The sequence below is a fragment of the Streptomyces sp. NPDC053076 genome, from assembly GCF_044546845.1.
GTDB lineage: Bacteria > Actinomycetota > Actinomycetes > Streptomycetales > Streptomycetaceae > Streptomyces.
Map to the genome: position 1 here is coordinate 684,143 of NZ_JBITZL010000003.1, position 26,068 is coordinate 710,210.

At 68.6% G+C, this 26,068-nt stretch carries 17 protein-coding genes and 2 pseudogenes; 10 read left to right on the forward strand and 9 right to left on the reverse strand.

Annotated elements, in window-relative coordinates:
- The coding region (locus tag ACIGYR_RS16350; protein WP_400014235.1) for a tectonin domain-containing protein at nucleotides 1-268 on the forward strand (268 nt) is incomplete at its 5' end.
- 294 nt (nucleotides 269-562) lie between these two features.
- Here ACIGYR_RS16350 and ACIGYR_RS16355 read toward each other — a convergent pair.
- Together ACIGYR_RS16355 and ACIGYR_RS16360 are read right to left on the reverse strand one after the other, a co-directional pair.
- Entirely contained in the window at nucleotides 563-1,387 is an 825-nt protein-coding gene (locus ACIGYR_RS16355) for a maleylpyruvate isomerase family mycothiol-dependent enzyme (RefSeq protein WP_400014237.1), read from the reverse strand.
- 392 nt (nucleotides 1,388-1,779) lie between these two features.
- On the reverse strand, nucleotides 1,780-3,972 hold the full coding sequence (locus ACIGYR_RS16360; RefSeq protein WP_399599794.1) for a SpoIIE family protein phosphatase: 2,193 nt from the start codon (nucleotides 3,970-3,972) through the stop codon (nucleotides 1,780-1,782).
- Between the two features lie 436 nt (nucleotides 3,973-4,408).
- On the opposite strand from ACIGYR_RS16360, the gene ACIGYR_RS16365 reads away from it, so the two are divergent.
- Nucleotides 4,409-5,251: an MBL fold metallo-hydrolase gene (locus ACIGYR_RS16365; protein WP_399599797.1), complete on the forward strand. Its 843-nt coding sequence runs from the start codon at nucleotides 4,409-4,411 to the stop codon at nucleotides 5,249-5,251.
- Nucleotides 5,252-5,522: 271 nt separating this feature from the next.
- Nucleotides 5,523-7,271: a SpoIIE family protein phosphatase gene (locus ACIGYR_RS16370; protein ID WP_399599799.1), complete on the forward strand. Its 1,749-nt coding sequence runs from the start codon at nucleotides 5,523-5,525 to the stop codon at nucleotides 7,269-7,271.
- Between the two features lie 199 nt (nucleotides 7,272-7,470).
- Here the strand turns inward: ACIGYR_RS16370 and ACIGYR_RS16375 are convergent, their stop codons facing one another.
- The 4 genes from ACIGYR_RS16375 to ACIGYR_RS16390 form a co-directional block, all read right to left on the reverse strand.
- On the reverse strand, nucleotides 7,471-7,938 hold the full coding sequence (locus ACIGYR_RS16375) for a universal stress protein (protein ID WP_391842386.1): 468 nt from the start codon (nucleotides 7,936-7,938) through the stop codon (nucleotides 7,471-7,473).
- Nucleotides 7,939-8,163: 225 nt separating this feature from the next.
- On the reverse strand, nucleotides 8,164-8,877 hold the full coding sequence (locus ACIGYR_RS16380) for a YoaK family protein (RefSeq protein WP_399599801.1): 714 nt from the start codon (nucleotides 8,875-8,877) through the stop codon (nucleotides 8,164-8,166).
- Between the two features lie 207 nt (nucleotides 8,878-9,084).
- Entirely contained in the window at nucleotides 9,085-13,389 is a 4,305-nt protein-coding gene (locus ACIGYR_RS16385) for a trypsin-like peptidase domain-containing protein (protein WP_399599803.1), read from the reverse strand.
- A gap of 42 nt (nucleotides 13,390-13,431) precedes the next feature.
- Complete coding sequence (locus ACIGYR_RS16390; RefSeq protein ID WP_391842380.1) at nucleotides 13,432-13,743, reverse strand: CU044_2847 family protein; 312 nt, start codon at nucleotides 13,741-13,743, stop codon at nucleotides 13,432-13,434.
- Between the two features lie 324 nt (nucleotides 13,744-14,067).
- Here ACIGYR_RS16390 and ACIGYR_RS16395 point away from each other — a divergent pair, with 324 nt between their 5' ends.
- On the forward strand, nucleotides 14,068-15,309 hold the full coding sequence (locus tag ACIGYR_RS16395) for a G1 family glutamic endopeptidase (RefSeq protein WP_399599806.1): 1,242 nt from the start codon (nucleotides 14,068-14,070) through the stop codon (nucleotides 15,307-15,309).
- A 261-nt stretch (nucleotides 15,310-15,570) separates the two neighbouring features.
- The gene (locus ACIGYR_RS16400) at nucleotides 15,571-16,026 is read left to right on the forward strand and encodes a potassium channel family protein (protein WP_399599808.1); all 456 of its coding nucleotides are present in this window, start codon (nucleotides 15,571-15,573) and stop codon (nucleotides 16,024-16,026) included.
- Between the two features lie 365 nt (nucleotides 16,027-16,391).
- Here the strand turns inward: ACIGYR_RS16400 and ACIGYR_RS16405 are convergent, their stop codons facing one another.
- Complete coding sequence (locus ACIGYR_RS16405) at nucleotides 16,392-17,570, reverse strand: hypothetical protein (protein WP_399599810.1); 1,179 nt, start codon at nucleotides 17,568-17,570, stop codon at nucleotides 16,392-16,394.
- A 664-nt stretch (nucleotides 17,571-18,234) separates the two neighbouring features.
- Between ACIGYR_RS16405 and ACIGYR_RS16410 the strand changes: the two are divergent.
- The 4 genes and pseudogenes from ACIGYR_RS16410 to ACIGYR_RS16425 form a co-directional block, all read left to right on the forward strand.
- A pseudogene (locus ACIGYR_RS16410) lies at nucleotides 18,235-18,987 on the forward strand (IS5 family transposase); the annotation flags it as partial.
- 1,027 nt (nucleotides 18,988-20,014) lie between these two features.
- Entirely contained in the window at nucleotides 20,015-21,397 is a 1,383-nt protein-coding gene (locus ACIGYR_RS16415; protein WP_399599811.1) for a competence protein CoiA family protein, read from the forward strand.
- A 334-nt stretch (nucleotides 21,398-21,731) separates the two neighbouring features.
- Nucleotides 21,732-22,139, forward strand: a complete 408-nt coding sequence (locus ACIGYR_RS16420) for a hypothetical protein (RefSeq protein ID WP_399599814.1) — start codon at nucleotides 21,732-21,734, stop codon at nucleotides 22,137-22,139.
- Nucleotides 22,140-22,261: 122 nt separating this feature from the next.
- Nucleotides 22,262-22,825 (forward strand): cysteine hydrolase family protein, encoded by a 564-nt coding sequence (locus ACIGYR_RS16425; RefSeq protein WP_399599817.1) that lies wholly within the window; start codon nucleotides 22,262-22,264, stop codon nucleotides 22,823-22,825.
- Between the two features lie 160 nt (nucleotides 22,826-22,985).
- Here the strand turns inward: ACIGYR_RS16425 and ACIGYR_RS16430 are convergent, their stop codons facing one another.
- Nucleotides 22,986-23,963 carry a DMT family transporter gene (locus tag ACIGYR_RS16430; RefSeq protein WP_399599820.1) on the reverse strand — a complete coding sequence of 326 codons (978 nt, stop codon included), beginning with the start codon at nucleotides 23,961-23,963 and terminating at the stop codon, nucleotides 22,986-22,988.
- A 138-nt stretch (nucleotides 23,964-24,101) separates the two neighbouring features.
- Here ACIGYR_RS16430 and ACIGYR_RS16435 point away from each other — a divergent pair, with 138 nt between their 5' ends.
- Nucleotides 24,102-25,127, forward strand: a complete 1,026-nt coding sequence (locus ACIGYR_RS16435; RefSeq protein ID WP_399599823.1) for a LysR family transcriptional regulator — start codon at nucleotides 24,102-24,104, stop codon at nucleotides 25,125-25,127.
- A 624-nt stretch (nucleotides 25,128-25,751) separates the two neighbouring features.
- Here ACIGYR_RS16435 and ACIGYR_RS16440 read toward each other — a convergent pair.
- Nucleotides 25,752-26,021, reverse strand: a pseudogene (locus ACIGYR_RS16440) (DUF4263 domain-containing protein); the annotation flags it as partial.
- Nucleotides 26,022-26,068 lie beyond the last annotated feature (47 nt).

A 26,068-nucleotide genomic window follows, 5' to 3' on the forward strand; every position in this document is an offset into this window, starting at 1 on the left:
GAACATCTACCGCTACACCGGCGACCAGGACAGCGGCCACTGGAAGCAGATCTCCGGCGCGCTGACGGGGATCTCTGCGGGCTCGCGGAGTGTGGTGTGGGGTGTCAACGCGGGCGGGAACATCTACCGCTTCACGAACAACGACGCCAGCCCGTGGGTGCAGATCCCGGGCGCGCTGACGGACATCGGTGCGGGCGTGGACGGCACGGTATGGGGGGTGAACGCGAACGGGAACATCTACCGCTACACCGGTGACCTGCCAGGCTGAGCAGGCTCCCGTCAGCACGCCCACAGTGGGCCCGTGCTTCTGCGAGCCGGGCCTTCCCGGAGCCGCGTGGAGCGAAGGACCATGCGGTCAGTGCCGCGAGGCGAGCGGCTGCGACATCACTCCGTCGTGCGCGCATCGCGCTGACACGGCCCTGGGCGGCTTCGCTTGAGGCTGCCGAGCATCGTCTGCAGGCAAACAGCCCCGTGCCTTCCTCGCCACGTTCGGCGCGGAAGGCACAGGGTGGGCGTATCTCTTACGGCCCGATGCGCCTGCACAGGGCGTTCGGGAACCGGTTCAGGGTGCGGTGAACAGGGTGGGGAAACGGGTGGCCAGCCACGGGCGGGGGCCCCAGGCGAGGACCTGCCCCTGGGCGATGGCACGCCAGGGATTCAGCCGGCCCAGCGCGATCAGCAGGAAGGCGACGGGATCGAGCAGGATGGTGCAGTCCGCGCGCTGTGGTGGTGTCCCGGGTGTCACCTGCACGGCGCCGTCGGCCAGGGACACACCGAACGCCTCGCCCCCACGCAGCCGGACCCGGTAACGGGCGGTGAGCCCTTCGGTGGCTGCGGGGTTCGCGACACGTGGCATGACCGAGAGCATGAACGGCATGCACAAGCCCACCCGTTCCCGGTCGACCATGTGCGGACGCTCAAGGGCGCGAGCCAGGTCGTAACCATGGCCGAGCATGTGTGTGAGCAGGTACGACGCAAGAACGGACCGGTTCATCAGGCCCAGGGGTGTGGACGCCGGACTGTCGGTCGCAGAGCGCGACAGAGCATCCAGGAACGCCTCGGCCTGTTCAGTGATCATCGTCGCGAGAGGCCCAGCCCGGCGCTCCCCGAAGACGGCGAGGGACGCCGCGTTGGCCTCGGCGAGGCTCTGGGGAGTTCCGTCGCCGTAGCGGCGTTCCCGCCCAGCGGCCAGGTCGGCCATCAGTTCGTTGGCCATGGCCAGGTGGGCGGCGGCCTCACCGACGGTCCACTCCGACCCCGGCACGGCAAGCGCCGTGTCGTTCGCGCTCCGCACCAGCGTGGCGATCTCCTCGGCGGTGCCCCGGATCGCCTGTCCCAGCCCGTCGGGCAAGGGCCACGAGCCGTCCTGCCGTACCGTCGTGTGCACGTTGATCGCTCCACTTCCCACTCGCCCGGCACTCCCGACGTGCCTGCGGCGCGCTGGTACCCAACCAGACCCGGGGGGCGCGCGACAAGCCCCCGCGCCCCCCGGGTGGCGCCTCTGGTGCGGGAGCGGGGAGGGGCGGCACCCGGCATGGAACAGGCACAGAGGAGGGCCGTGCGGCTAGGACGACGAATCGGCCCCCTGTAAGCCGACTGCGCCGCAGGCACATCGTGCCGTGTACTGCGCGCCGCGATATCGAAGCCACCGGACGACTGGGCCGGCACGGCTGAGCGGTCGAGCACACGATGTCCTGGTGCGTCGACCCGGAGCGGCTTTCCACCGCACGAAGTGGCGGGGTGGCTGGCGGCGGCGTGGTCGGTCGGCTGGGTGGGTGGTCAGGGGTGGTTGTAGATGTTGACCCAGATGGTTTTGCCGCGGCCGGTGGGTGTGTTGCCCCATTGCGTGGCGAGGGCGTCGACGATGAGGAGTCCGCGTCCGTGTTCGGCGTGCTGGTTGGCGTCGGGGGTGAGGGTGATCGGGATGGGGATGGGCGGGGTGGAGTCGGTGTCATGTACTTCGAGGCGGAGATGGTCGGGGTACTCGCGGAGGCGGAGATCCACGTCGCTGTCGGCGTGGATGAGGGCGTTGGTGACGATCTCCGAGGTGAGGAGTCGCGTGTTGTCGATGAGGTTGTCCAGGCCCCAGGTGTGAAGGCTGTCGGTGATGAACTGGCGCGCGGTCTTGACGGCGTTGAGGTCGTGGCGGTGGAAGTGGATGTTGGTGATGCGGCGGTTGGGGCCCGGTTGGGAACCTTCGTAGTCGGCGATGAGGAGGGCGATGTCGTCGTGGTGGGTGTGGTGGGTGGCGGCGTATTCGATGAGATGGTCGGCGAGGTGGTCGAGGGTGTCGGGCCGGGGTGTGAGCAGGCGGGTGTAGGGGGCGGCGTCGAGGGGGCGGTTTTCGGTGAGACCGTCGGTGTAGAGCAGGACGAGGGTGTGGGGGTTGAGGAGGAGGTCGGTGGTGATGTAGGGCGTGTCGGGGTTGATGCCCAGGGGAAGGCCGGGAGGAAGGCTGGGGGTGACGAGTGTGCCGTCGGAGGTACGGATGAGGGGTGGAGGGTGGCCGGCGGTGGCGATCTCGGCGGCGCCGGTGGTGGTGTCGAGGATGACCAGGCAGCAGGTGGCCATGAGGTCGGTGTCGAGTTCGTCGAGGAGGCGGTTGGCGCGGGTGAGGGTGGTCCCGGGGGTGTGCCCTTCGGTGGTGTAGGCGCGAACGGCGCTTCTGAGCTGGCCCATGACGATGCTGCTCTCGATGCTGTGGCCTTCGACGTCCCCGACGACGAGGGCGATCCGGTTGCCGGGCAGGGGGATCACGTCGTACCAGTCACCGCCGAGTCCTTCGGTGGAGGACGCTGGGATGTAGCGGGCCGTGGTGATCATGCCGGGGACTTCGACGAGGTGGCGGGGCAGGAGCTTCTTCTGCAGGTTCTCGGCGAGTTGACGGGCGTTCTCGGTGAGGGTGGCGCGTTCCAGGGCGGGGCCGAGGAGGTCCATCATGAGCATGGCGACGGCTTGTTCTTCGGGGCTGAAGGCGCGGGGGTGGGGAAAGCCCAGGGTGCACACGCCCAGGGGGTGGTTGTGGAGGGTGATGGGAAGGTAGACGGTTGCTTCGAGGTCGTCGTCGACGGCGTGAGGGTAGCTGCTCAGGAGGGTGTGACGGTCTTCGAAGAACAACGGGGTGCGAGTGTGCAGGGCGCGGGCGTCGGGGCGGTGGAAGGTGGCGGCGGCGCCGTGCAGGAGCCGGAGGGCGACGGTGGGGTACCCGCTGTGCCCCGCGACCCATAGCCGGCCGTCTTTGCATGTGTGGACGAGGAATGCGGTGGCGGCGAAGGGGGCCATGATGCGGTGGCGGGTGACGGCCATGACGTCGCCGACGCTGGTGGCTTCGTTGAGTTCGGCGGCCAGTTGGTGAAGCTGGTACATGAAGCTGACCTCGGTGGAGCCGGGGTAGTCCGGCAGTCCCCAGCCGGTGTTGTCGCCCGGTCGAGGAGTGGGTGTGCGCTGGTAGAGGGGGAGCAGGGCGGGTTTCGTTCCGGGACGCATGTCGACCCCGTGGCCGGCCATGGTGTCGAGGGTGCGGGCCAGGGCGGCGATCTTGTTTTTGAGCCAGGCGATGTCGCGGGTGTGCAGGTGGTGGGTGCGCGGCGGGACCCAGACGAAGGTGAGGACACCGAGACGGCCGTTGTCGCTGTCGATGGGCAGGGCGATGACCGAGTAGGGGAAGGGGACCCGGCTGGCGAATATGAGGCCCGGGGAGGAGGCGGTGGTGCGGAAGCCTGCCGTGATCACGTTCCCGGTGCGGTAGGCGGCGGAGGTGGCGAAGGGATCGGCGATGTCTATGTGTTCGGGCATGACGTAGATCGCCGGCTGGGCTCCCCCGATGATCTCGCTGCGCAGGGTGTGGTTGTCGTCGGCGAGGAGGTAGACCAGGCCCGTGTTCGCGCCGAGGTGTCCGATGACGTCCCGCAGGATGTCGGCGAGTGCGCGGTCGCGGTGCAGGGCGGTGTACGGGTCCGTATCGTTGCTCATGGCCGTGCCCCCACTTCGAGATCCGAGACAGGAGTGAGGCTGGATGTCAGGCGCTTCTCCATGCTCTCTCCCGCATAGGTACGACGCATCCGTCCACCGGTCTCGGTCCCTGCCTGGCTATGGTCTCGGCAGGGGGCCCCAGCCTCGTCTTCGCTCCGGCGCCGGTCCTGACCTCGGCCTGGTTCAGCCGCCGCGTGTTCCCAGCGATCAAGAGCGCGCGGTCTCGGTGTGGTGATCTCGGTCTGGTGATGACCGTCCCCGCCGGGTTGCCTGGGAGTACAGCCGAAACGCACATCAGGGTGTCCGTCGTCGGTCGCCGAGTGGCCGAGGCCGCGCGGGGTACTCCGGAGGGGTCCGGTGAACCCGACGGATCCGTCCCGGTCGGTCGAACGGGCCGATCCCCGTCAAGACGATGATGACTTGGGCAAGGACCACCATGGCTGCTTCCGACGACCACGCTCTGAACCTGCACTTCATCGGTACGGCGACCGTGCTCCTGCGATACGGCGACCTGGTCCTGCTCACCGACCCCAACTTCCTGCACCGCGGGGAGCGCGCGCACCTGGGATACGGACTGACCAGCAAGCGTCTGACCGAGCCGGCGCTTCAGCCGGCGGAACTTCCGGCCCTGGACGCCGTGGTCCTCTCCCACCTGCACGGTGATCACTGGGACCGCACGGCCAGACGGCACCTGGACCGGTCGGTGCCGGTCGTCACCACCCCGCACGCAGCCCGCCGTCTGCGGACCTGGCAGGGTTTCGACCGCGCCGGCGGCCTGCGAACGTGGGAAAGCTGCACGATCCACGCGGGCCGCTCGCAGGTCCGTGTCACCGCGCTGCCCGGAGTGCACTCCCTGCGGCCGGCGCTGCGCAGACTGCTGCCGCCGGTGATGGGCAGCATGCTGGAATTCGGACGTCGTGACGGCCCGGTGAGCCTTCGCCTGTACATTTCGGGCGACACGCTTCTGTACGACGGACTCGACGAGATAGTACGTCGCTTCCCCCGAGCCGACCTGGCCGTGCTCCACCTGGGAGGTACGCGACTGCCTGGCGGTTTCGTCGTCACCATGGACGGTGCTCAGGGCGCCGAACTCGTCCGCCGCCTCGGCACCCCCCGCGCTCTGCCGGTCCATTACGACGACTACGACGTCTTCCGCTCCCCGCTCGAGGACTTCCTGTCCGAAGCGGCCCGCCTGGGGCTGCGGGAACGGCTGGTCCACTGCGGCCGCGGGCAGCATGCGAGCGTGGCGCCCCCTGGCAGCCCGCCCACGGTCCGCTGACACACACAAGGGGCGCCCCGCCCGGAGCCGCGGCCCTCCGGGCGTGATCCGTTCAGGGGCTGGACCACCAGGAAGATGTTCAGGCCGCGGATCGCGGCACGGATCGCCACCCCGGCTCCGTGCGATCGCCACCAGGTTGGACCAGCTCGCTCCACGAACCCCTTCGCTCCCCGTCCCCCCCGGCGAGCCATACCGAGACTGCGTGCCTTCTTTGCATGGAGTGGTCCGGTTGGGGTACCCGAATGAATTCGTGCCTGAACTGAGGAGGGACATGGACGACGCCGCCGCTTCCGGCCGGGAAGGTTTTCCCGCGTCCGGGCATCGGGCGCGGCCTGGCGCCCTGCCCGACGAAACGCTGGAAAACCTGCAGGCGTCCGCCATCGCGGTCGATGACGACGGCCTCATCGTCACGGCCAACAGTGCAGCCCAAAGCTTGCTGCGCCGGGATGCGTCGGAACTCGTCGGTCGGGACTTCCACGACCTGCTGCACCGGGACAGATACGGGCACTCGGTGCCACGCACTCGCTGCCAGATAAGGAAGGCCCTGCTCACCGGGGACACCAGGCATGGCGACGCCGAGTGGTTCGCCCGCGGGGACGGCACTCTCGTCCAGTTTTCCTGGCTGGTCACCCCCTACACACCCGGTCCGGGCGTGGCAGGTGCGCTGGCCATGCTGTACGAGCCGAAACAGGGGGACAGGCACCACAGCGATGACGGGCACTCCGCACCGCTGACGGAACTGGACCGCCTGGCCCTGCTGGCGGAGACGACCACGCAGCTCACGTCCACCCTGGACGTGGACGAGGCGATGCACCGGCTGGCGGCCCTGACCGTACCCCGGCTGGCGGACTGGGCGGTGTTCGACCTTCTCACCGAACGTGACGAAGTACGACGTGTCCTCGTGATGGAGCACAAGGACGGCATCCTCGTCGAGCGGGATGACCTGCAAGGCCCGATGCCTCCCGTGCCGGCAGAGTCGCCGATGCCCCTGTCACGGGCTCTGCGCGGCGCCGCCTCCTCCCTCGCCGGTCCCGCCACCTACCAGGGCCCACCGGATTCGGGCATAGCGGTCGAGCAGCAGCGCCTGTTCACCGAGACGGGCATGCACACCGCTGCCATCGCACCCATTCGCGGTCTGCGCGACGTCCTCGGCGCCCTGACCTTGGGCCGCTCCCAGCAACATGACGCCTTCACCCCGGCCGACCTGCCGCTGCTGGAGGATCTCACCCGCCGAGCCGGTCTGGCGCTGGACAACGCACGCCTGTACCAGCGCCAGCGCAAAGTGGCCGAGACCATGCAGCGCCACCTGCTGCCCCAGCTGCCCGTCCTGCCCGGGCTGGAGATGACCGCACGCTACGTGCCCGCTCCGGACGCCTCGTCCGTGGGCGGTGACTGGTACGACGCCTTCGCTCTGGCCGCGCACGTCCACGCACTGGCCATCGGCGACGTCGTCGGGCACGATCTCGACGCCGCGGCCGGTATGGCACAGGTGCGCAACATGCTCCGCGCCTTCGCGTGGTCCCACCCCGAGGCCGCGCCCAGTGCCGTCGTCACACAGCTCGACGAGGCCGTGATGCACATAGCCGAGGTACCCATGGCGACCATGATCCTCGCCAGGCTCACACTCGGCGACGACGCAATGTGGCGCCTGCACTGGACGAACGCCGGCCACCCGCCGCCCCTGCTCATCACCCATGACGGTCAGACCCGCTACCTCGACGAGGCTCACGGCATACTGCTCGGCACCGGAGTCAGCAGACCTCGCCCCGACGCCGTCACCGTCCTGCCGCCCCGGGCCACGCTCCTGCTCTACACAGACGGCCTGGTCGAATCCCCGCACCACTCCATCGACCAGGGGTTTGACCGGCTGCGCCGACACGCGGCCTCCCTGGCCCACCGCCCTCTGGACTCCCTCTGCGACTCCGTGCTGGACCAGGTCCGCCCCAGCGACAATGACGACGACGTCGCCATGATCGCGCTGCGCACACCCCCTCACGGGCATGTCGCGGACGAAGGGTGAGCGCCGCCGACGGGCACGCCGGCCGCCGTCCGGCCCAGCAGTACGGAAGAAGGCTGTCACTTTTTCAGGATCTCGGTCGTCTGCTGCACACAGTACGGATCCCACGTCGTCTGAGGTGCGGGATGTCCGGTCTTCCTCCCCATCGGCTCGGGCGAGCCGAGCAGTGACGACGCCGACCCGATGATCCGGCAGAAACGCCTCAGGTGGTGGCCGGTGCCCAGTGGGGAGGGACGATGAGCAGGGGTGCTGCCGCGTGGCGCAGGCAGTACCGGTCGGATGAGGGGCGTAGCCGGGCCAGCGCCTGCCGGTAGCGTGGGCCGATCACCAGCAGATCGTGCGGGCCGTGGGCCAGCTGTGCCAGCACCGGTCCCAGCATGCCTCTTTCCACTCGGCGCTCGAGCGGCAGGCCCTCGGGGAGGCGGGCGCGTGAGCAGGCGGTATCGAGCATGGCCTGTGCCGACGCTTTCTGGGACGCGTCGAGTTCGGGGCAGGGCAGGGTGCGTTCGGCGACCTCACCGCCGTAGGGGCTCCATACCGTGACGGCGACGAGGAGGGCATGGCGCCGTCGGGCTTCCTCGGCCGCGCACCGCAGCGTCACGATGCTTTCCTTGTGGTCGTCGACGCCGGCGATGACGCGTCCGGGGTGGCTGTCTCGTGCGTTGTGCATGATGTTCTCGCTCTCCTGCTGGGCGGCTCGGACCTTGTTGTCACGACGCTAGGGTCGCCGCGTGGCGCGGGGGGTCCTCCATCTGGGGGAGCGGGTGGATGAGGGTCGTGTCGTCCGCGTGGGGCGATGGAGCGGGGTCGTAGGGCTTCGGGCGCGGTCGTCGGCACCGCCCCTCCTTGTGCTCCGGCCTTCGGGTTCGTCCTGGTGCTCCGGCCTTCGGGGTGATCAGTGGGCGTTCGGAGGTGTGGGCGCGGGGGGCGTTGTCCTGTGGTGTTCGAGCCGGCGTGTCTGGTGGATGAGGGTGAGGAGTACGGCGGCGAGCAGGGCGGCGGCCGTGCCGATGGCTGGGGGGCCGAGGAGGCGGGTGAGGGTGGCGCCGCCCAGCGCGCCGACGACGAACGCGGTGACGATGGTGCCGTAGCGTCCGGCACGGCGGGCGGCTGCTGTTTCTCTGGTGGTGGTCCACGCGTGTGCCGCGACCAGGGCTTTGTGGAGGTTCCCGCTTTCGGCGAGGGTGGTGTACGGGGCGTCGCGCAGTGTGGTGAAGGTGGAGAACTGCAGGGCGGCGACGAAGGAGACCGTGACGGTGGTGATCTGTTCCGGCATGCGGGCGGGGAGCGCCGCGATGGCGGTCAGGGCTGTGATCTGCAGGGTGAGTACGAGGCGTAGCGGCCGGCGTACCAGGTGCTCCATCCGAGGCAGGCCGAGCACTTCCACGAGGAGGACGCCGGCGCTGAAGGCGGCGATCGGGGTCAGCAGGAAGAGGGCTCGCTGCCAGTGCTGGGCTGTGGCTTCCACGCAGAACAGCAGGAAGTTGCCTGATTGCAGGTTGGCGAAGACGTGGTGGCGGATGAAGGTGTAGGCGTCCAGGAATCCGCCGACGACGGCCAGCAGTGCTCCGACGGTGAGGGTGTCGGGGCGGCGGTGGATCGTGGCCATGTGCCACAGCATGCACGACAGAACGGGTCCGGCCGGTGGTGGACACCCTCATCCACCTCCCCGTGCGGTAGCGGGGGCCGGGAGAGACCGGGCAGTACGGCGGCCAGGAGAGCCAGGCGGTCGGCGGCACCGCGGGCGTCGGGGAGCGCGGCGAGCTCGACCTCGACCGGTGTGTGCTGTCCGCCTGGCTCTCCTGGCCGCGGGACCTCACCGGCACGTCTTGACGTACGGCAGGGACGGCACGAGCGCTGCCCAGCTCCGCCTGCCGAGGCCGGTACCAGTCAATGCGCAGGCGTGGGCGTCCGGTGCGCGGCGCAGGTCGGCGAGGTCGCCGGTGTTCCACAGCCGCAGCTTCCCGTCGGCGCCGGTGGCCAGCAGCGTACGGCCGCCCGGGGCGAAGGCCAGGGTGGTCACCTCGCCGTGCTGCGCGGACTGGAGGTCGCCAAGGCGTAGCGGCCCGTTGGCACTCGCGGCCCACACCAGGACGGTTCCGTCGGCGGCTCCCGTCGCGATCGTGGAGCCGTCGGGGGAGAAGGCGATCGCGGTGACCGCCGTCCGGTGTCCGCCGACCGGGAGGCTCAGGTTGCGGAAGCGTCCGTCGATCTCAGCGCTGACGTACCAGAGGGTCAGCGTGCCGTCCTCGCCTCCGACTGCCAGGACATGGCCGCGGGGAGAGAAGTCGATGGTGGACCCGATGCTTCCGGGGCCGGTGAGTTCCCGCGCACCGCTGCCCGGTTGCGGTCCCACGTCGCCGTCGAAGGGCCACAGCTCGACCTGATCGCTCACCCTGCCTCCAGCCGAGGGATAAATGCCGGTGCGGGGCGTCACGCGTGCCATGGTCCCTGTCACCGGGTCGATGGCCACCCTCGCGGTGCGTGGACTCATCCAGGAGCCGATCGACCGCGGGACCGGTGCCGTGGTGGTCCATCGGACCGCATCGAGAGCGTCGGCGACGTCCAGGGTCCGCCCGTCGTGGCTGAACCGGAGCACGGTGACCGGCTGGTTGAGAGGGGTGGCGGTCGCTGTCCGCACCGGCCGGGCCGCACCGTCCGTTGTCCACAGTTCGACCGTTCCGTGTCCGCCGCCGACTGCCAGGACTCGCCCGTCCGGCCGGTACGCCAGCGCGGTGACGCGCCCGTGGAAGCCGGGGCGCAGCGTGCCGGTGCGAAGGGAATGGTTCACCACGGTGATGTCCTGGAAGACCAGGAGTCCGTCAGGGCGGGCGGTCACTGCGGTGTGCCCGTCGGGGCTGACGGCGAGGGCGTACGGGGAGGCGGTGGTCGGCAGGGGTTTGCCGAGCGGGGCGGGCGAGGGGGAGGGGCGCAGGCTCCAGACGACGGTGTAGTCGCTGTCGAACAGCCCTTGACGGCAGTCGTGTTCGGTCTCGGCGACTCCGCACGGTGCGATCGAACCCGCCGGGCTGTAGCCGACCACCAGATGTGTGCCGTCGGGGGAGTAACGGATCGACTCGGCGCCGCCGTTCTGGGGAGCCGGGAAGCGGTCGGATCGACGGGGGCGTGCGCGGTGGCTGAGGTTCCACACGGTGACGGCGCCGTGTTCGTCGGCCGTGGCGAGGCTGCCGCTGTCGGGACTGAAGGCGGCCAGGCTGTCACCATTCAGGGGTGTACCGAGCTGCGCCGGCCGGTGCACACGGGTGATGTCCCACAGCACCACGTTCCCCACGGTGGCGGCGGCCAGTGTGTGTCCGTCCGGGCTGAAGGCCACGCCGTGGATGTCGTACGGGGAGAGCGCGTCGGTTCGTTGCGGAAACTCGGGCAGGCGCACTGTCGCGAGGCGACGCCGATGGGTGTCGGTGTCCCACAGGGTCATGGTGCGCTCGGACGCGGTGACGATGATCCGGCCGTCCGGCGAGAACGCGCGGACGGCACGCATGCGGGAGTCCTTCGAGACCCGGACGGCCGGCCCGCTTCGCCGGGGGCTGGCGGGGTCGGCGACATCCCAGACCGTCATGGTGCCGTCCGTGTGATCGACCGCCAGACGGCGGCCGTCCTGGCTGAGCACGGCGTAGCCGGCCTCGCTGCCGAACTCTGCGCTCAGGGGCACCACATGGGCCCCCTCCGTGAGCCTCCACAGCCGGATGTGTCCAGAGCCCTCGACTGTGACGAGTGTGCGACCGTCAGCACTCGCGGCGGCTATCCGCGGCAGGGGGGCGGATCGGACTCGCATTCCCCCGGAGCCCCCGTCGGGCGTCAGGTCCCAGGTCGAAATCCGGGACCGAGACTCGACAGGGCGGTCGAGGACCAAGCGGCCGGCCTGGGTAAGACCGAGGGGCCTGCCCGGAAGGCTCGCGGCGAGGCGTGTGGTGGTCATGGTCTTGACGAGGGCCGCTCGTACCCTTGGGTCCGGGGTGGTCCGGTTCGCGGCGATGCCGAGTTGCAGGGACAGCCAGGGGTCGCTCTGACGCAATTGTTCAGCACGTTCAGTGAGTTGCAGGGCGACCGCGAGGCGCTGCGCCTGCGTGGCCTGCCGCAGTGCCTGCTGCGTCCGCTCCAGCTGAACCCCCAGCCTGATTGCCAGCGTGGTCACGGCGATGAGCGCGACCGACAGCAGCACGGCGGCACTGGATCTGAGCAGCCGCTGCCACTGCCGACTCCTGCGTACGAACCTCTCCCTGTCGGTGTCGGAGGCGAGGAGTCCCTGCCGCAGCCACGTGAGGCCCTCTTCGAGGTCGTTGCCGTGCAGGAGGTCGCTCCGCTTGCCGCGCTGGTTCCACAGGGCCAGTTGCCGAGTGCTGCGGTGCCGCCAGGAGTGGAACGCCTCGTACTGTCGCACCCACCTCCTGAGGTCCTCCCAGCCGGTCAGGAGCCAGTCGTGGATGAGTTCCGCGTAGGGCGGCCTGCCCGGCTCGTCCGCTGGGTCGGGCCCCGTGGTCACGACAAGTCGTTCGGCGGTGAGGACGGACAGGACCGTGTCGGCGGAGTGGCCGGCCAGTTTGTGCAGTTCGTCCAGGGGCACCTTGTCACGGACGTCCGGGATGCGCCGGGACTCGTCGCGGCGCACGAGTGCCGCCAGGATGCGCTCGGCCGCTTCCCGCTGGTCGGCGGACATCTTGCTCATCGCCTTGTGGGCCCAGTCGTTGAGACTCCTGGCGATTCCCGCATACGAGGTCCCGACCAGACGGTCGTCCTCGCGTCTGTCCCACAGACGGCTGAGGGTGATCTCCAGCAGGGGCAGCAGGTGTGCGGGCGCCCGCCCGTCCGCTGCGGCCAGGACGTCGTCGGCGATCCTGTCCGGCAGCCCGGGTTCCCAGATCACCCCGACGTCCTCGGCCGGTCTGATGATGATGTCCTTCAGATCGTCACGAGTCAGGTTGGAGGGCAGGTGTCGTACACCGTCCACCCTGTCCAACAGTTCGTGGGCCACCTCCTCCAGGCGGGGCTGGAAGTCGCTCCGCATGATCATGACCAGGGTGACCGGCGCGTACGACATGAGGAGACCGGTCAACAGGTCCACGGTTCTGCGAGCCTCTGCGGACAGGCCACTCATCGGGCCGGCCTGGATGAGAAGCTCCTCGAACTGGTCGATGAACAGGACGAGACGGTCGCAGTTCGGTTCCTCCGACAGCCGTTCCGCCATCGCTGACTCGATGCCGACGACCCGGGCCCCGGGAAGGAGATCCGGTAGGTCCAGGGCTGCCGCGAGGTCTTGCCCCGGATGCTCCAGATACAAGGGCAGCCAACGCCCGCCCCCCATCAAAGGGTCCGATGCGAACTGCTCCAGCACTCCCGCGCGGATGAGCGAGGACTTCCCGGAGCCGGAGGGACCGGCCAGGAGAAGGCCATGGGGCCCCGGTCTCAGCTTCTCCAGCACCCAGGTCACCGCAGTGTCCCGGCCGTGGAACCACGGCGCATCCACCCGCGTGAACGAGCTGAGGCCGAGATACGGGCACCTGCCGGTACCGGAACCCAACGCGGGCCACACTGTGCGCAGTGTCTCGGCGGGGACCGCCTGTGCGGTCGCCAGGCCCCGGCCGTAGGAGTCGGAGGGGGTGATGGACCGGACCATCCCGATCACCAGGCCGGTCCGGTCGTCCACCAGCGGCGCCCCGCTGAAGCCGACCGTGATGCTGTTGGCCTCGTTCAGATGCAGCACGGGATAGCCGGCCGACCCCGGCATCACCCTTCCGGCCTGCGCGCGACCGGGGCTGCCGGCCTCCTCGCCGTTCGTGGGGAAGCCGATGCTGCTGACCCAGTGACCGGCACAGTTGTCGGCCGAGCCGACGGCCAGCGGCTCTACCGACGGGGGCAGTTCGTCCAGCCGGATGACGGCGACGTCCTGGCCCCACGGATCCGTCCATGCGCCGGGCAGGACCACTCCCTCGGCCCGCGGACGTCCGGCGATCTGGGTGAATTCCACCCACAGCCGCCCGCCGGGACCCGAGCCGGCCTGCGCCACCACGTGTGCGCAGGTCAGGAGCACCTCATCGGAGCGGGGACCGGTGAGGAATCCGGTGCCGAAAACCGCGCCGTCGGGGGAGAGGATCCGCGCCACGGCCCCTGCCGGACCCGGTGCCCATGGCTTGCCGGCCACCGCTCACACCGCGGCGTCGCCGGAGGCCGCGGCCCAGGTCATGGTCACCTTCAGATGGCAGCTCGTTTCTGACCGGGCTATCACCGCTCCTGCCTCTGCGGCCAGGTCGACCCCGAACTCGACCTCCACCTCGTCGGGTCCCGCCCGGCGCAATTGCTCCAGCACCGTGCGCGCCATGTCCGCCACAGGGTCCAGCGCGGCGTGCAGTGTCCGCGGCAGGTCCCGGATCGTGTCCACGACGCGGCCGGCCATCACCGGCCCGTCAGCGCTCTCATGGGCCTCGACGAGAATCACAGCCCCGTCCCCCAGCGGCATACGCGCAATGCTCCGCACCAACCCGGCCTCCCCCTGTGTGCCGATATGACCTTGCATTCCGGACACGGCGGACGACACGTTAGCCGACAGCACCGACGTCCTGCCGGGCAATCGCGAAGGCTGCCCGTTCGCCCGGGGCGCGGGAGCCTGCCGTACGTCACCGTGGAGCCGGCGCGCCCAAAAGCCCAGCGCGCCCCCGGAACGCTCCTGGACGCCGAGGGAAGCGCCTGGTTGTGGGCTGCCCACGCCTCTAGGGTCCGGGCGAACGGGGTGCGGACACGCACCCGGGCGCGGCGTCAGGGGGGCTTCCTCGTGTACTTGAGCATGCGTTGGGTCAGAGTGTTCCGGGAACGGCACAGGTGGTCGCCGGCCCTGGCCCTGGCACTGCTGGTCGCGGTCGCCCTGCCGGCCGGCTGCACGTCCCGGGCCTCGGCCGACCCGCCGACCGGGGTCATCAGCGATCCGGGCTTCGAGGCGCAGCCCCACCAGGCGATTTCAGCACCGTGGTCAGCGGAGGGACCCGGCTTCAAGGGCATCGACATATGGCGCGGATACCAGAAGACCGGCGACAAGAACGCCTTCATCCGCACATCCAGCCGCAACTGGAACGCGATCACCCAGCGGGTGCCGGTCCACGCGAACACCAACTACGTCCTGGACGGCTGGGTCCGCACCTCGGGGAACTACACCACCGGATACTTCGGTGCACGGACACAGAACGGGAAGACGCTGGTCCAGGAGAACTACGGCATTGTCCGTACGCCCGGCGCCTACCAGTACGTACATGTGGCCTTCAACTCGGGAGTCAACACCTCCATCACTGTCTTCATCGGCTACGTCGCACCGGGTACCGACTCGTGGGTGCAGATCGACGATGTCCACCTCTCGCCTCCCTACGGCAACTGGGCAGGCTACGTCGTCCCCAGCAGCCCACGGAACACAGCCCCCACCGCCGTGACCGCGACCTGGATCGAGCCGTCCTTCCCCTGCGTTGACACCGCCGCCCCCGACCACATCTCGGTCTGGGTCGGCCTGGACGGCCTGGACCACAGCCTCGACGAAAGCCTCGTACAGGTCGGCACGTCTGCGAGCTGCGACCACAGGGACCCGACCGGAGCGCCCGTCCTCGTGCACCAGGCGTTCTGGGAAGTGATCAACGGCGGGGACCCCACCGGAGAGCAGCCCGTGCCGGGCGACCGCCCAGTGGCGGCCGGCGACACCGTGTCCGCGTCGGTGGTACGACGCTCCAGCGACCCGACGACCTACGTGCTGACCCTCAGCAACCTCACCCGCCACTGGACGGCATCCCTGACCAAGAGCACGCCCTACGCCAGGTCCGAGAGCGCGGAAATCATCACCGAGGAGCCCGGGGCCATCCACCAAGCCATCTGGCCCAGGCAGCTGTCCGTCCCCTTCTCCTACGTCACCGTGGACGGCGACCCCCTGGACAACTACGAGGTGATCACCCAGCGAGGGCAGCGACCGGACACCGGCACGGTCTACGAGCCGTCACGCCCGACCAGCGCCAACGGTTTCAGCGCCTTCACCCTCTCCTCGCGCCCGTAGCGGCAGGCTGCCGACGCTGCTCCGCACCGGGCCGCTGTGACCGGTGATCATTATCGGCGGAGCCGGAGGCGAGCGAGGCGACTCGGAGGCCGAATGGGACACGCACCAACCGGCATGAAGGCCGGCACTGCTCGGCGCCTGCCGTCAGCACCGCTCGGCGCCTGCCGGCAGGGCGGTTCGCGGCTGCGACACGGACGGGCCTGTCCGGCATGCCCGAGCGGTCGGCAGCATGGACACTGGCCGCGGACGGAAGGAGTGATCATGCTTCCCGTGTGGCTCACCGGGATGGTCGCCATGCTGCTCGGTCGGGAAGGACGGTCGCTTCACCTGAGAGCGGCAGGCGGCGCGACGATCGTGCTCCTGGCGGTGATGGTGAGCGGGTCTTGGGCCGTCGTGGCCGCGGAGGAGGGCGCGCGCCGTGCGAATCTGACCTCGTATCCGAGGGCACTGTGGTGGTCGATCGAGACGGCGACCACTGTCGGCTACGGAGACTTCTACCCGGTCACACCCTGGGGGAGGGCCGTCGGTGCGGTCGTGATGGTCGTCGGTATCACCACGTACGGCATGGTCACAGCCGCGCTGGCGACATGGTTCGTGGGCCGGGAGGACCGTAGGCGGGACCGGCTGCACCATCTGCGCGACGAGACCGCCCAGGCCCTGCACGAGCGCTTCGACCGACTCGAACGCCTGCTCGCGGGCGAACGGGATGGCGACTGAGCTCAGCACACCGGACACCCGGAGGACGACCGACGCCCACTGGCACGCCCAGAAGACCGAGGACCCCCTCAACCACACCCGCTCCAAGTCGTGCCACCTTTGTTCCCCGCACGACAGAGGGCCGGCGGTGACGGCCAACCTGTCCAAACTCGGCCCCGAGCGCCTGGGCGGGGAGCGGCTCCAACGGTCCACCCTGTCCGTGCATGAGGAACCTGATGCAGGGCGTGACCGGAATGGCTCTAGGTCGGCTCACATGACTGTGCACGAGCGGAGTTGTCGGTATGGGGGACCGGTCGACCTGGAAGCCGCGGTCCGGCCCGGCAGCGGCGGTTAGCGATACACAGGGCCAGGCAATCCGGCAGCACTCATATCGAGTCAATGATGAAGATGTCGAGGGCTTGCGTGACGACGTCGATCGGGTTGGCGAAGGACCTCGTACTTATGGTGCTGGACGAGGAATAGACCATGCCGACCGGATTCCGATCCAGATTGAAACTCCAGACGATCGCGCCGGAGTCTCCGGGCTTGCTGAAGGGGCCGACCGTTCCCTCAATGGCCAGGGACCCGGAGAAGTAGGCTTTCTTCCCGCCGTAACGGACCCAGTGAGAGGCGCCAACTTCTCGAACTGTTCCCGTCGTTAGCTCTGTCGTACGCCCACTCTTGAAGACGAGCGAGTCTACCGTCACTGCTGCCGTCGTGGAGCTGATGGGGACCTCGACCGGCCCCAGCACTCCGGTTATCAGAATGTTGGCATCGACTTTGCTGGGATCCGCCCATCCCGTCGCACAGTCGACGGTGTTGATAGGTCCGCCGAATTGTATTTCGGTCCAACGTTCGAGTACGGCGATCAGATCGCTCGGACAGACCCCTCCATCGGCATCCCCGGGTTGAGCGATACAGTCCCCCTTTTCCCCGCTGTTGCTGTTGGCGATGACATGGTTACAGCTGAGAATGAGAGTTCTCTGGTCGCGTGGGAATGATCGCCCGGTGGCCAGGCATCCCAGGGTGCCGGCGCTTTGGGGGTTGGAGCGACCGCTGATTGTTATCCCGCCCGGTGCCGGTCGCTTCTGGAAGGTGTAACTCTGTGCCTCGATCTCGCCAGTGACAACAGGGATCACCGCAACCCTCGGCGATGCGACGGCACGGACCCCCAACTCCTCGACGATCAGTGTCTCGAGCTCATCGGCGCTCTGTGGGTTGGCCAAATACACGGTCAAGGTAGGCTGTCCCGGCTCAATGAATTTGCGGTGCGGACCGTCTTCGGACGGCGTTGCCCTACCGATGCCAACGCCTTGTATGTTGGTGGGTCCGGTCAGTCCGCCCGTGGATTCCAGTCCGGTTCGCTGATCGCCCTGAGCGCTGAGAATCTGCTCTATTGCAGCTCGTGCCTCCACCAGTTCCGTCGGGAACTGGTCGGGGTCGAAGCCGAGATGTTCCGTAATTCCCTCTGGCTGTCTGAGCCGAGCCTCTTCCGCTGACTGTGCGAAGTCATCAGGTGGCGGCTCACTTGACATAGGCACGGTAACCTCCCGAAAGCCCGCCATGCACCAGAAAATGCCCCTGAGGTTTCTCCCCCGCCGTGACCGAGCTGGCCGGATCCCGAACCGTTACGGCCGCGTGACTTCCGACTTCTCGTCAACAGGGAAGTCCTGAAACAAAGGTAGACCTGGCATCAAGCCGCTGCCACTTGGGTAGTCGCAGTAGCCGGATAAGCGTTGTGCTGTGCACGGGCTCCCGGCAGTCGTTGACACAGCAATTTATGAAGAATCAATCAGAGTGGCCATTACCCGGGAGTCTCTGTGCGGCGACGTGCGACGTGATGGGTCGTCCTGGCGCCCAAGGGCGAGCACGGATGACGGCACGTCAGGCCGGTGCGACCGCGGATTCGTGGGCCCTTGACCTCTGCCTGGTGGCGCGGGTCCGGGCAAAGCTGTACGAACTGGTTGCGTCAGGAGAGGTGCCAGGCGTCGGGGGAGAGCGGCACCGGGGCGGGAACGGCGCGTCCGATGGGCCCGTTGTGTTCGTTGAACAGGTACGCGGCGTCCTTCTTCCGGCGCGTCACATGCTTGCGGAACCTTCTCGTCGCGGGGGCCAGGCCGGCGTGGGCGGCGAGGTGGCCGACGGGCGGGAAGACGCTGCCGTCGCCGATGACGATCAGATGCGGACTTAAGACGGTGTCCTACGTGGTGAGGCGGACGTTGACTCGGTATGGGGCGGGGTACGTGGAGCTGGATCGTGCCGGACGGGCTGTGGGAGATCGCGAAGCCGCTGATCCCGCCGTCTAGAGTGCGGCCGCAGGGTGGCGGTACACAGGACACACCTGATGAGAGGCTGTTCGCGGCCATCGTCTATGTCCTGGTCAGCGGTTGCGCTTGGCGGGCTCTGCCGCCCTGCTTCGGGGTATCGAAGCGACTGCCCATCGCCGGTTCCTGATCTGGTCGAGAGCCGGCGTCTGGGGCCGCCTCCACGAGGCAGTGCTGCACCGGCTCGACGACGCCGGCCTCATCGATGTGACCCGCGTCGTCCTCGACACCGCCCACGTCAGGGCTAAAAAGGGGGCGAACACACAGGTCCGAGCCCCGTGGACCGAGGTAAGCCGGGCTCCAAGATGCACGTCCTGTCGGACGCGCACGGACTGCCTCTCCTCGTCGGCGTCTCAGCCGGCAACACCCACGACAGCGAGGGGCTGAAGCCCATGATCGAGGGTCACCAAACGAGACACGACCCCGATCAAGGCCGTTACTTCAAGCCCCAGCGCCTACACGCGGACAAAGCCTACGACCGCCCGGACCTGCGGAAATGGTTAAGCGGCAGCGCATCGGAGTCCGGATCGCCCGCAGCGCTCCGCACGCCCCGCTGTATGGACCCGGGTGGCCAGGGCGCCGGCGGCGAGGCGGGCCCGCTCGTACTGAGGCGCGGACCGCTTCCGGGTCAGTGGGCGCAGCACGGCCTGGTCCTCGGTGTCGCGCGGATACAGGGCGCGCAGGTCGGCGGTCATCATCCGTCGGCTGGCCGGGCGGGTGTAGTCGTCGACGACCGTCTGCACGATCTGTTCGTCCAGGCCCGTCGGCCTTGTGGCAGCGGGCGTTGACCGCGGAGAACATCGCCTGCCAGCCGGCGACCGACATCGGCAGCCCGTTCTCGTTCAGCCAGAGCATCGCAGGTTCCAGGCCGTCCTCGGTTTCCCGCAGAAGCCGTCGCCGCTCAGCCGGCCGAAGGTCTTGCAGGCGCATCCGGTGGACACCGCCGGCGCTGAGCCGGTGCACCACGTGCGGGCGGGACGGGTCTGCGATGACCAGGGGCCGGCGGATGCGCTGGTAGCGGCCCGCTGTCCAGGCTTGATCGACCACCTCGGCCCGGTCCCACTCCACGTAGGCGATCACCTCTGGGACGGTGCTGTGCGGGACGTAGACCCACCGGGCGGAGAAGTTCTTCGCAATCACCCCGGGCAGCCAGAACCGCTGGTATCCACCCAGGGCGATGCTGGTGGGGATTTCGAAGACGGTGACGCTGGCCTGCTCGGTCAGCCTCAGCCCCGTGCGGACCATGAGGTCGCTGAACGTCGCGTTGCGGGCCGCCCACCGGCCGCGGAGCCGGCCAGAGGGCAGCCCGTCCGGTCCGTAGCCCCGAAGTCCCACGTCCCGCCAGAGCCGGTAGGTTGCCGGCGGCATCCACTCGATGCGCTCCCCGTTCTCGTCATGTGCATAGGTCGCCGGGACCGTAGACGAGTCGAAGGCCCGGACGACCGAACCCATGGGCGGAGGGCGGCGGGCGCGGTGCGGGATCGGGACCGCCGCGACGTAGCGCTGGCGGACTGCCCGGCGGTTCGACTTCGGTGCGGACATGCCTCACGTTCGCGTCTCTTTACTTCTGAGCCTTGCAACCTTCCGCCAGGAGCGGGCGGAAAAGACACTGTCAGTGGCTCCTGCTATCTGGTGTCGTGTCAGATACGCCGCGATACGCGCCGGATCGCAAGGAGATGCGATTCATGCCCTTCACCGCGCTGCACCCCGAAGCCGGGCGCCTCGATGCCACCTTGTTTGATCTCGGATGCCGTATGGACTGGAAACAGATCCACAAGGTCCGCCCTCGAGTCGAGCTCTCCTGTCCTGAGTGCGGGTGGGGTGTCCACGCGAAGCATTCACCGAGCGGGGTGCGGTTCTTCTGCCACGATCCGGGCAGGCCGCCTTCGTGCGAGCTGTCGAATGAGTCGTGGGAACACCACATGCTCAAGCTGGAGCTGGCAGGTGCGATCCGCGAGGCCGGCTGGTACGCCGAACTCGAGGTGCCGGCCGAAGACGGCTCATGGCGCTCCGACGTCATGGCGTCCTCGCCGGACGGCACCCAACGCATGGCGTGGGAGGCCCAGCTTTCACCCATCACGGTGGACGACATCCGCGCCCGGACGGCGCGCTACCGCGCCGAAGGCATCACCGTGTGCCGGGTGTCTCCGCACAAGAAGACACCGCAGTGGATCGACGCCGTTCCCGCCGTACGGGTGCGAGCCCCGGAAGCGGAGGAACCCTGGGTGGTCGACGACGGAGTCGCCGGGTTCGACTTCGCAGCCGGCGGCTGGACTGTCCGCGAGGAAGAACTGCAGCAGTTCGTGCGGTGGGTTTTGCTCGGGCAGCTCACCCCTTGCCGGAGCCTGCCGCGCTACCGGAGGGTGCCCCGGGTCGTCGACAAGCAGCACTGGATTCTCCGGCGGGACGGGTGGTGGACTTCCCGGCAATCCTCCCGCGCTCAGCACAAGCACGAGCAGATGCGCCAGCGGCAGGAGAAGGCGAAGGAGGAAGCCGAGGCGCGTAAGAAAGAGGAGGAAGCCAAAGCCGAACGCCGCCGCAAGAAGCTGGAGGAGGAGGACCGGCTTCGCCGTGCGGAAGAAGCCGCCCGCCGCCGCAAGGTGCGGGAAGAAGAACACCGAGTCCTGATGGAGAAGCTGCTCCAGCAGCGGGCTGAGGAGGAGGCCCGTCGTTATCGCGAACAGGCTGAGCAGGAGGAGAAAGAGCGCAAGGCCCTGGAGACAGCCAGAGCATGGTGGATCCGGCTGTCCCAGAAGCAGAGGGACGAACTGTTCGCCGCGGTGGCAGAGCGGGCCTGGCGTGAGGAACAGCTGCGGGTGGAGATTCCCGAGAAGCCGAGCATGGCCGCCCACTTCGCCTACGGAGTCCCAGTGTACTCGCGCGATCGCTATCACTCGCTGTACGGAATCGTGCGCCCGTGCCCCGACCTCGTCTCCCTCTCACCGCAGCTGTCGTCCCAACGCGTCCTCGTGCGCAACGCCCAGGAGATGAGGGAGTTCGACGAGACGCTGGCCGGCCGCATCACCCACTACGACCTTCCCGAGCACGAGCAGCTCTCCATGTACTGAGGCGAAACGCGTTGTGCACGATGCCCGGTCCGTGTTGCCTTGGGTTCCTGAGAGTGGTGCGGATCGCGCCCTGATGGAAAGACGGATGCCTTGAACAATCTGGCGGCGGAGCTGTCCCGGGAACAGACGACGCTTTTGACGACCATGGCACAGCAGTACTCATGGAGGGGACGTGGCCGGTCTGGCATTTCACTGTCGCCACCCTGGACCGGCATGACCTCGATGCCGAAGAGCTGATCCGCTCACCTCGCACATCGGCTTCCACATCGCCGACGACGACCGTCCCGCCCTCACCATCGCGGCATGCCTACACCTGCCCGAACTCCGCCCCTACATGAGCGATCCCTTCCTGCGGGTTCTCCAGACGCTGATCGTCATGCAGCGCAGCGCACCGGTCTCCACGCAGGAAGCCGCCAAGCCGCGCTTCACCATCGCGGACATCGAGCGGGAGCTCCCTGGGCTGCCCAAGGGTTTCACGGCCAGGCTCCCCGGCATCCTGGCGCTGGAGCCTGCCACGTGGGGCGGATCCAGCGGCACGACGGCGGAAGGCAAGTGGTGGCGTGAGCTGCACCGGGAGATCCGCCAGTACCGGGAGGCCAAGGCGCTCATGGAGTACGTCCGTACCACCGCACGGCTCATCACCGCCCAGGCCGGGGCGACGCTCCCGACGCCCGCCCTTCCCGAACCGGTGCACCGAGTTTGGACAGCACTTGGTGATCACAGGGCAAGAAAATGTCGATGAGAACCGACACCGGTCATGGGCGCACTGTGGTGCGACGCTGCTGAGGATCTCCGAAACCTCCACCGCGCTCGGTTGATCCACCAGACTTGCTCTTGTTTCCCAACGGAGAAGGGACGGCAAGCATGGCGAGCAGCGCACTTCTGGTGATGGACGTCCAACGGGACGTCGTGGCCATCGCCGACGACGGTTCCGGGTATCTGCCGCGCTTGCGCAGCGCGATCGACGGTGCCCGGGCTGCCGGCATTCCCGTGATCTACGTGGTGATGGGGTTACGGCCGGGCGATCCGGAAGTCAGCCCTCGCAACAGGGTGATGACAAACGCCGTGCGGGCTGGCCTGTTCACCGAGGGGGCCCCTGGCGCCGAGGTCCATGACGACGTCGCGCCCCAGCAGGGCGACGTGGTGGTTACCAAGAGGCGGGGGAGCGCGTTCTCGGGCAGCGACCTCGACTTGGTACTCAGGGCTCGCGATATCGACAGTCTTGTTCTCACCGGCATCGCCACCAGCGCTGTAGTGCTGTCCACTCTGTGGCACGCCATCGACCTGGACTTCGGCCTCACCGTCCTGGCGGATGCCTGCCTCGACACCGACCCCGAGGTGCACACGATGCTCACCGAAAAGCTGTTCCCGCAGTGGGCAGATGTCGTCGCCGTCGAGGACTGGCTCAAAGCCATCGCACCGCAATAGCGGGAGGCCGTCCGGACCCTCGCGTGCGGGGCAAGACGGGCATGGCCTCCCGCCGGCCGGGTGAGAGGTCCGTACGGACGGTCTTGGCTGCCAGTTCGCGGTACGCAGCCCACAACCCCGGGCACAGGGAGCCCGAGTTGTGGGTCGGGAGCGGAAGGAGTCATCGTGCGGGTGCCATCACGGCGGGTGCGGATCCGGGCTCCTCAACTGCGGATGCGGATCCGGGCTCCTCAACGGCCGGCGCCGGCTTCAGGGCGCCCTTGCGGCGGGTCAGGCCGACGCCGACGAGGACGACGACCATGCCGGCCGCGACCCGGAGGCCGACGCTCTCACCCAGGAAGACCGCGCCGAGCGCCACGGAGACCACGGGCAGCAGGTAGCCGACCACGGCGGCCTGGGTGGCGCCCTCAGCCGCGATGATCCGGTAGGTGAGGTGGAAGGTGACGCCGGTGCTGAAGACCCCGAGGACCAGGACCGCGACCAGGGCCGTCGTGCTGAGGTGGATCGCGTCCAGGCCGCCGACCGGCACGGCCATGGCGGTCAGCCCGGTCGCCGCGACCAGCTGGGCGGCGGAGAGGGAGAGGGTCGGGATGCCACGGCCGACCAGGGTGCGGCCCATGTAGACGAAGGCGACGGCGTAGCTGGCCGCGGCGCCGAGGATCGCGAGGGCGCCCCAGCCGAGCGAGCCCGACCGCTCCCAGGGCGCGAAGATGACCACGACCCCGCCGAAGCCGAGCAGCAGCCCGGCCAGCCGGACCGGGCGCAGACCGCGCTCGGTGCCCAGGGCGAGCCCGAGGGCGAGGGAGAAGAACGGGGTCGTCGCGTTCAGTACGCCGGCCAGGCCCGAGTCGACGGTCTGCTGGCCGATGCTGAAGAGGGCGAACGGCAGGGCGTTGCAGAAGAAGGCGGCGATGACGATGTGCCGCCAGACCGTGCGGCCGGTCGGCAGGCGCCGCCCGGTGGCGTACAGCGCGCCGGTGAGCACGACTGCACCCAGCACACAGCGGGCGAGTGTGACCTGGAGCGGGGACAGCCCCCGTAGCGCCAGTTCGATCCACAGGAAGGTCGATCCCCACAGCAGCGCGAGCACGGCCACTCGTGCCGCACCCCTCAGACTCTGCGTGCTGCCACTGTTCACGATGGTGTCTCCGTATCTGTGTCTGGATCTGTGTCTGGTCCGTGGCTGGCTTGGTCCGGCATCCCTGTTATGAAGGTGCCCCAGCCAAGCTTTGAGGGACAAGCAAATGGTTCTACACCTTTTGTTAAGCTGTACTGCATGCTTGATGTGAGGCGCCTCCAGGTCCTGCGCGCGGTGGTCACCAGCGGCACGGTGACGGCTGCCGCGGCCCATCTCGGTTACACCCCTTCCGCCGTCAGCCAGCAGGTGGCGGCTCTGGAGAAACAGGCGGGTACGGCGCTCTTGGAGCGGGTCGGCCGGGGGGTCAGGCCCACCGCTGCGGGTCTGCTGCTCACCGAGCACGCGGGTCTGATCAGCGCGGCCGTCTCCCAGGCGGAGACGGCCCTGGCCGATCTGCGGGCCGGGCGGACCGGCCGCCTCTCGGTCCGCTACTTCGCCACGGCGGGCTCCACGCTGGTCGCGCCCGCGCTGGCCCGGCTCCGGCTCGAACACCCCGGCGTACGGATAGACCTCGAACTCGCCGACCCCGAGGACCCGTTCCACGAGGTGGTCAAGGGGCGGGCCGACCTGGCGGTGGTCGTACAGGCCCGGGACAGGACCGGCGACGGCTCCATCCGTCTCGTCCATCTCCTGGACGACCCGTACGCCGCCGTACTGCCCGCCGACCACCCGTTCGCCGAGCGGCAGGTGATCAACCTGAACGAGCTCGCCGGCGAACAGTGGGTGGGCAGCGAGCCGCCAGGACCCTGTCTCGAACCGGTGCTCGACTCCTGTGCGGCGGCGGGCTTCAGCCCCGACTTCGTCATCCAGACCGAGGACTACGCGACCGCGCAGGGCTTCGTGGCGGCCGGCCTCGGCATCGGTCTGATGCCTCGGTTGGGGCTGCGTACCCCGCACCCGGGCGTGGTCGTGCGCGAGGTCCGCAATCCCGAGCCGGTGCGCGTCATCTCCGCCGCGGGCCGCCGCACCGCACCGGAGCACCCCGCGCTGCGCAGCCTGGTGGACGCACTGCGGGAGGCGGCCGGCACGGTCGGCACAGGTGCCGCAGCCAGCACAATCGATGCAGCCGGCACAGTCGGTACGGCCGACGCGGGCGGGCGGTCCGATGTGCGGCGCGAGCCTGCCACCGCCGATCCGGCGTCGACGAGTGCCTTGACGATCTGAGGGGCCTCGGTGCCGGGTATCGATTCCGTGGCTGCTGTCTTCGCAGCCTTGGTCTTGTCCTTCTTTCATAGTTTGATCCTGGGCGAAAGGACGCCGTCCTTGTTGATGAGGGTGACGTTGCACAACGTGGCCACCCGCGGCCGGTCGTCGAGGAGGAATTCGGTGATCAGGCGGCTTTTGCGCTTGTCGTAGAAGTAGGGGAGCCCTTGGCCGCGAATCTCGAGATCTGAGAAGTCCTGCGTCGTGACATCGAATGGTGAGTACGGCTTCCAGTCGATGCCAGACCGCGTTGATGACGGCCTCCGTGAATGCCGGCAGGAGGGCAGAAGGCACGGTGAGGACTGCCTCGTACGTGGCGTCCGTCCATCCGTCACCAGGCATGGGGTGGTAGAAGCCGCCGTCACGGCGCAGCGTCAGGACAGTCGGGCGTAGCAGGTCTCGGGCGATTTCCTCGCCGTCGCGATCGAGGAGGCTGCAGGTCTGTCCGAGGACGAGGTCGAGTTTGCTGGTGTCGTCGTCATCGAGCGGCAGTGAGACCAGCGGGCCGGTGGCCGGCGCGGGGGCTGGTGCGTAGACCGGCCGCCCCGATATGAACTTGAAGGGGCGGAGGGTCCAGCCGTCCGGCCCGAGGAGGCGGTTCAGCTTCGCGACCCGTTGGGATGCATGGTCAACGTCGGGCTGCATCTCGGGATGTACGAACCGCGCCAAGAAGGCGAGAAGAACCTCGTCAGGGCCCTTGTGGAGTTGGAACCCGGGGTACTCGAAGACCCAGTCGTCGTCCCAGTCGAGTGGGTTGTTTACCCGGTGCTGGATGATGTCTTGTCGTGCCGTCGTGAACCGGGGGTCCGTCGACGCCAGCCTGTCGAGGTCGTACAGGGATCCGAGGAAGTCGATCTCGTCGAGCCGCCCCCACCAGGGGCCACCTCACCAGTCAGGTAGTC

Coding starts and splice junctions, on each gene's coding strand:
- ACIGYR_RS16415 (WP_399599811.1), top strand. CDS start 20,015: ATGCCCTTCACCGCGCTGCACCCCGAAGCCGGGCGCCTCGATGCCACC.
- ACIGYR_RS16370 (WP_399599799.1), top strand. CDS start 5,523: ATGGACGACGCCGCCGCTTCCGGCCGGGAAGGTTTTCCCGCGTCCGGG.
- ACIGYR_RS16395 (WP_399599806.1), top strand. CDS start 14,068: ATGCGTTGGGTCAGAGTGTTCCGGGAACGGCACAGGTGGTCGCCGGCC.
- ACIGYR_RS16380 (WP_399599801.1), bottom strand. CDS start 8,877: ATGGCCACGATCCACCGCCGCCCCGACACCCTCACCGTCGGAGCACTG.
- ACIGYR_RS16420 (WP_399599814.1), top strand. CDS start 21,732: ATGAGCGATCCCTTCCTGCGGGTTCTCCAGACGCTGATCGTCATGCAG.
- ACIGYR_RS16400 (WP_399599808.1), top strand. CDS start 15,571: ATGCTTCCCGTGTGGCTCACCGGGATGGTCGCCATGCTGCTCGGTCGG.
- ACIGYR_RS16425 (WP_399599817.1), top strand. CDS start 22,262: ATGGCGAGCAGCGCACTTCTGGTGATGGACGTCCAACGGGACGTCGTG.
- ACIGYR_RS16360 (WP_399599794.1), bottom strand. CDS start 3,972: ATGAGCAACGATACGGACCCGTACACCGCCCTGCACCGCGACCGCGCA.
- ACIGYR_RS16365 (WP_399599797.1), top strand. CDS start 4,409: ATGGCTGCTTCCGACGACCACGCTCTGAACCTGCACTTCATCGGTACG.
- ACIGYR_RS16390 (WP_391842380.1), bottom strand. CDS start 13,743: ATGCCGCTGGGGGACGGGGCTGTGATTCTCGTCGAGGCCCATGAGAGC.
- ACIGYR_RS16375 (WP_391842386.1), bottom strand. CDS start 7,938: ATGCACAACGCACGAGACAGCCACCCCGGACGCGTCATCGCCGGCGTC.
- ACIGYR_RS16405 (WP_399599810.1), bottom strand. CDS start 17,570: ATGGCGGGCTTTCGGGAGGTTACCGTGCCTATGTCAAGTGAGCCGCCA.
- ACIGYR_RS16435 (WP_399599823.1), top strand. CDS start 24,102: ATGCTTGATGTGAGGCGCCTCCAGGTCCTGCGCGCGGTGGTCACCAGC.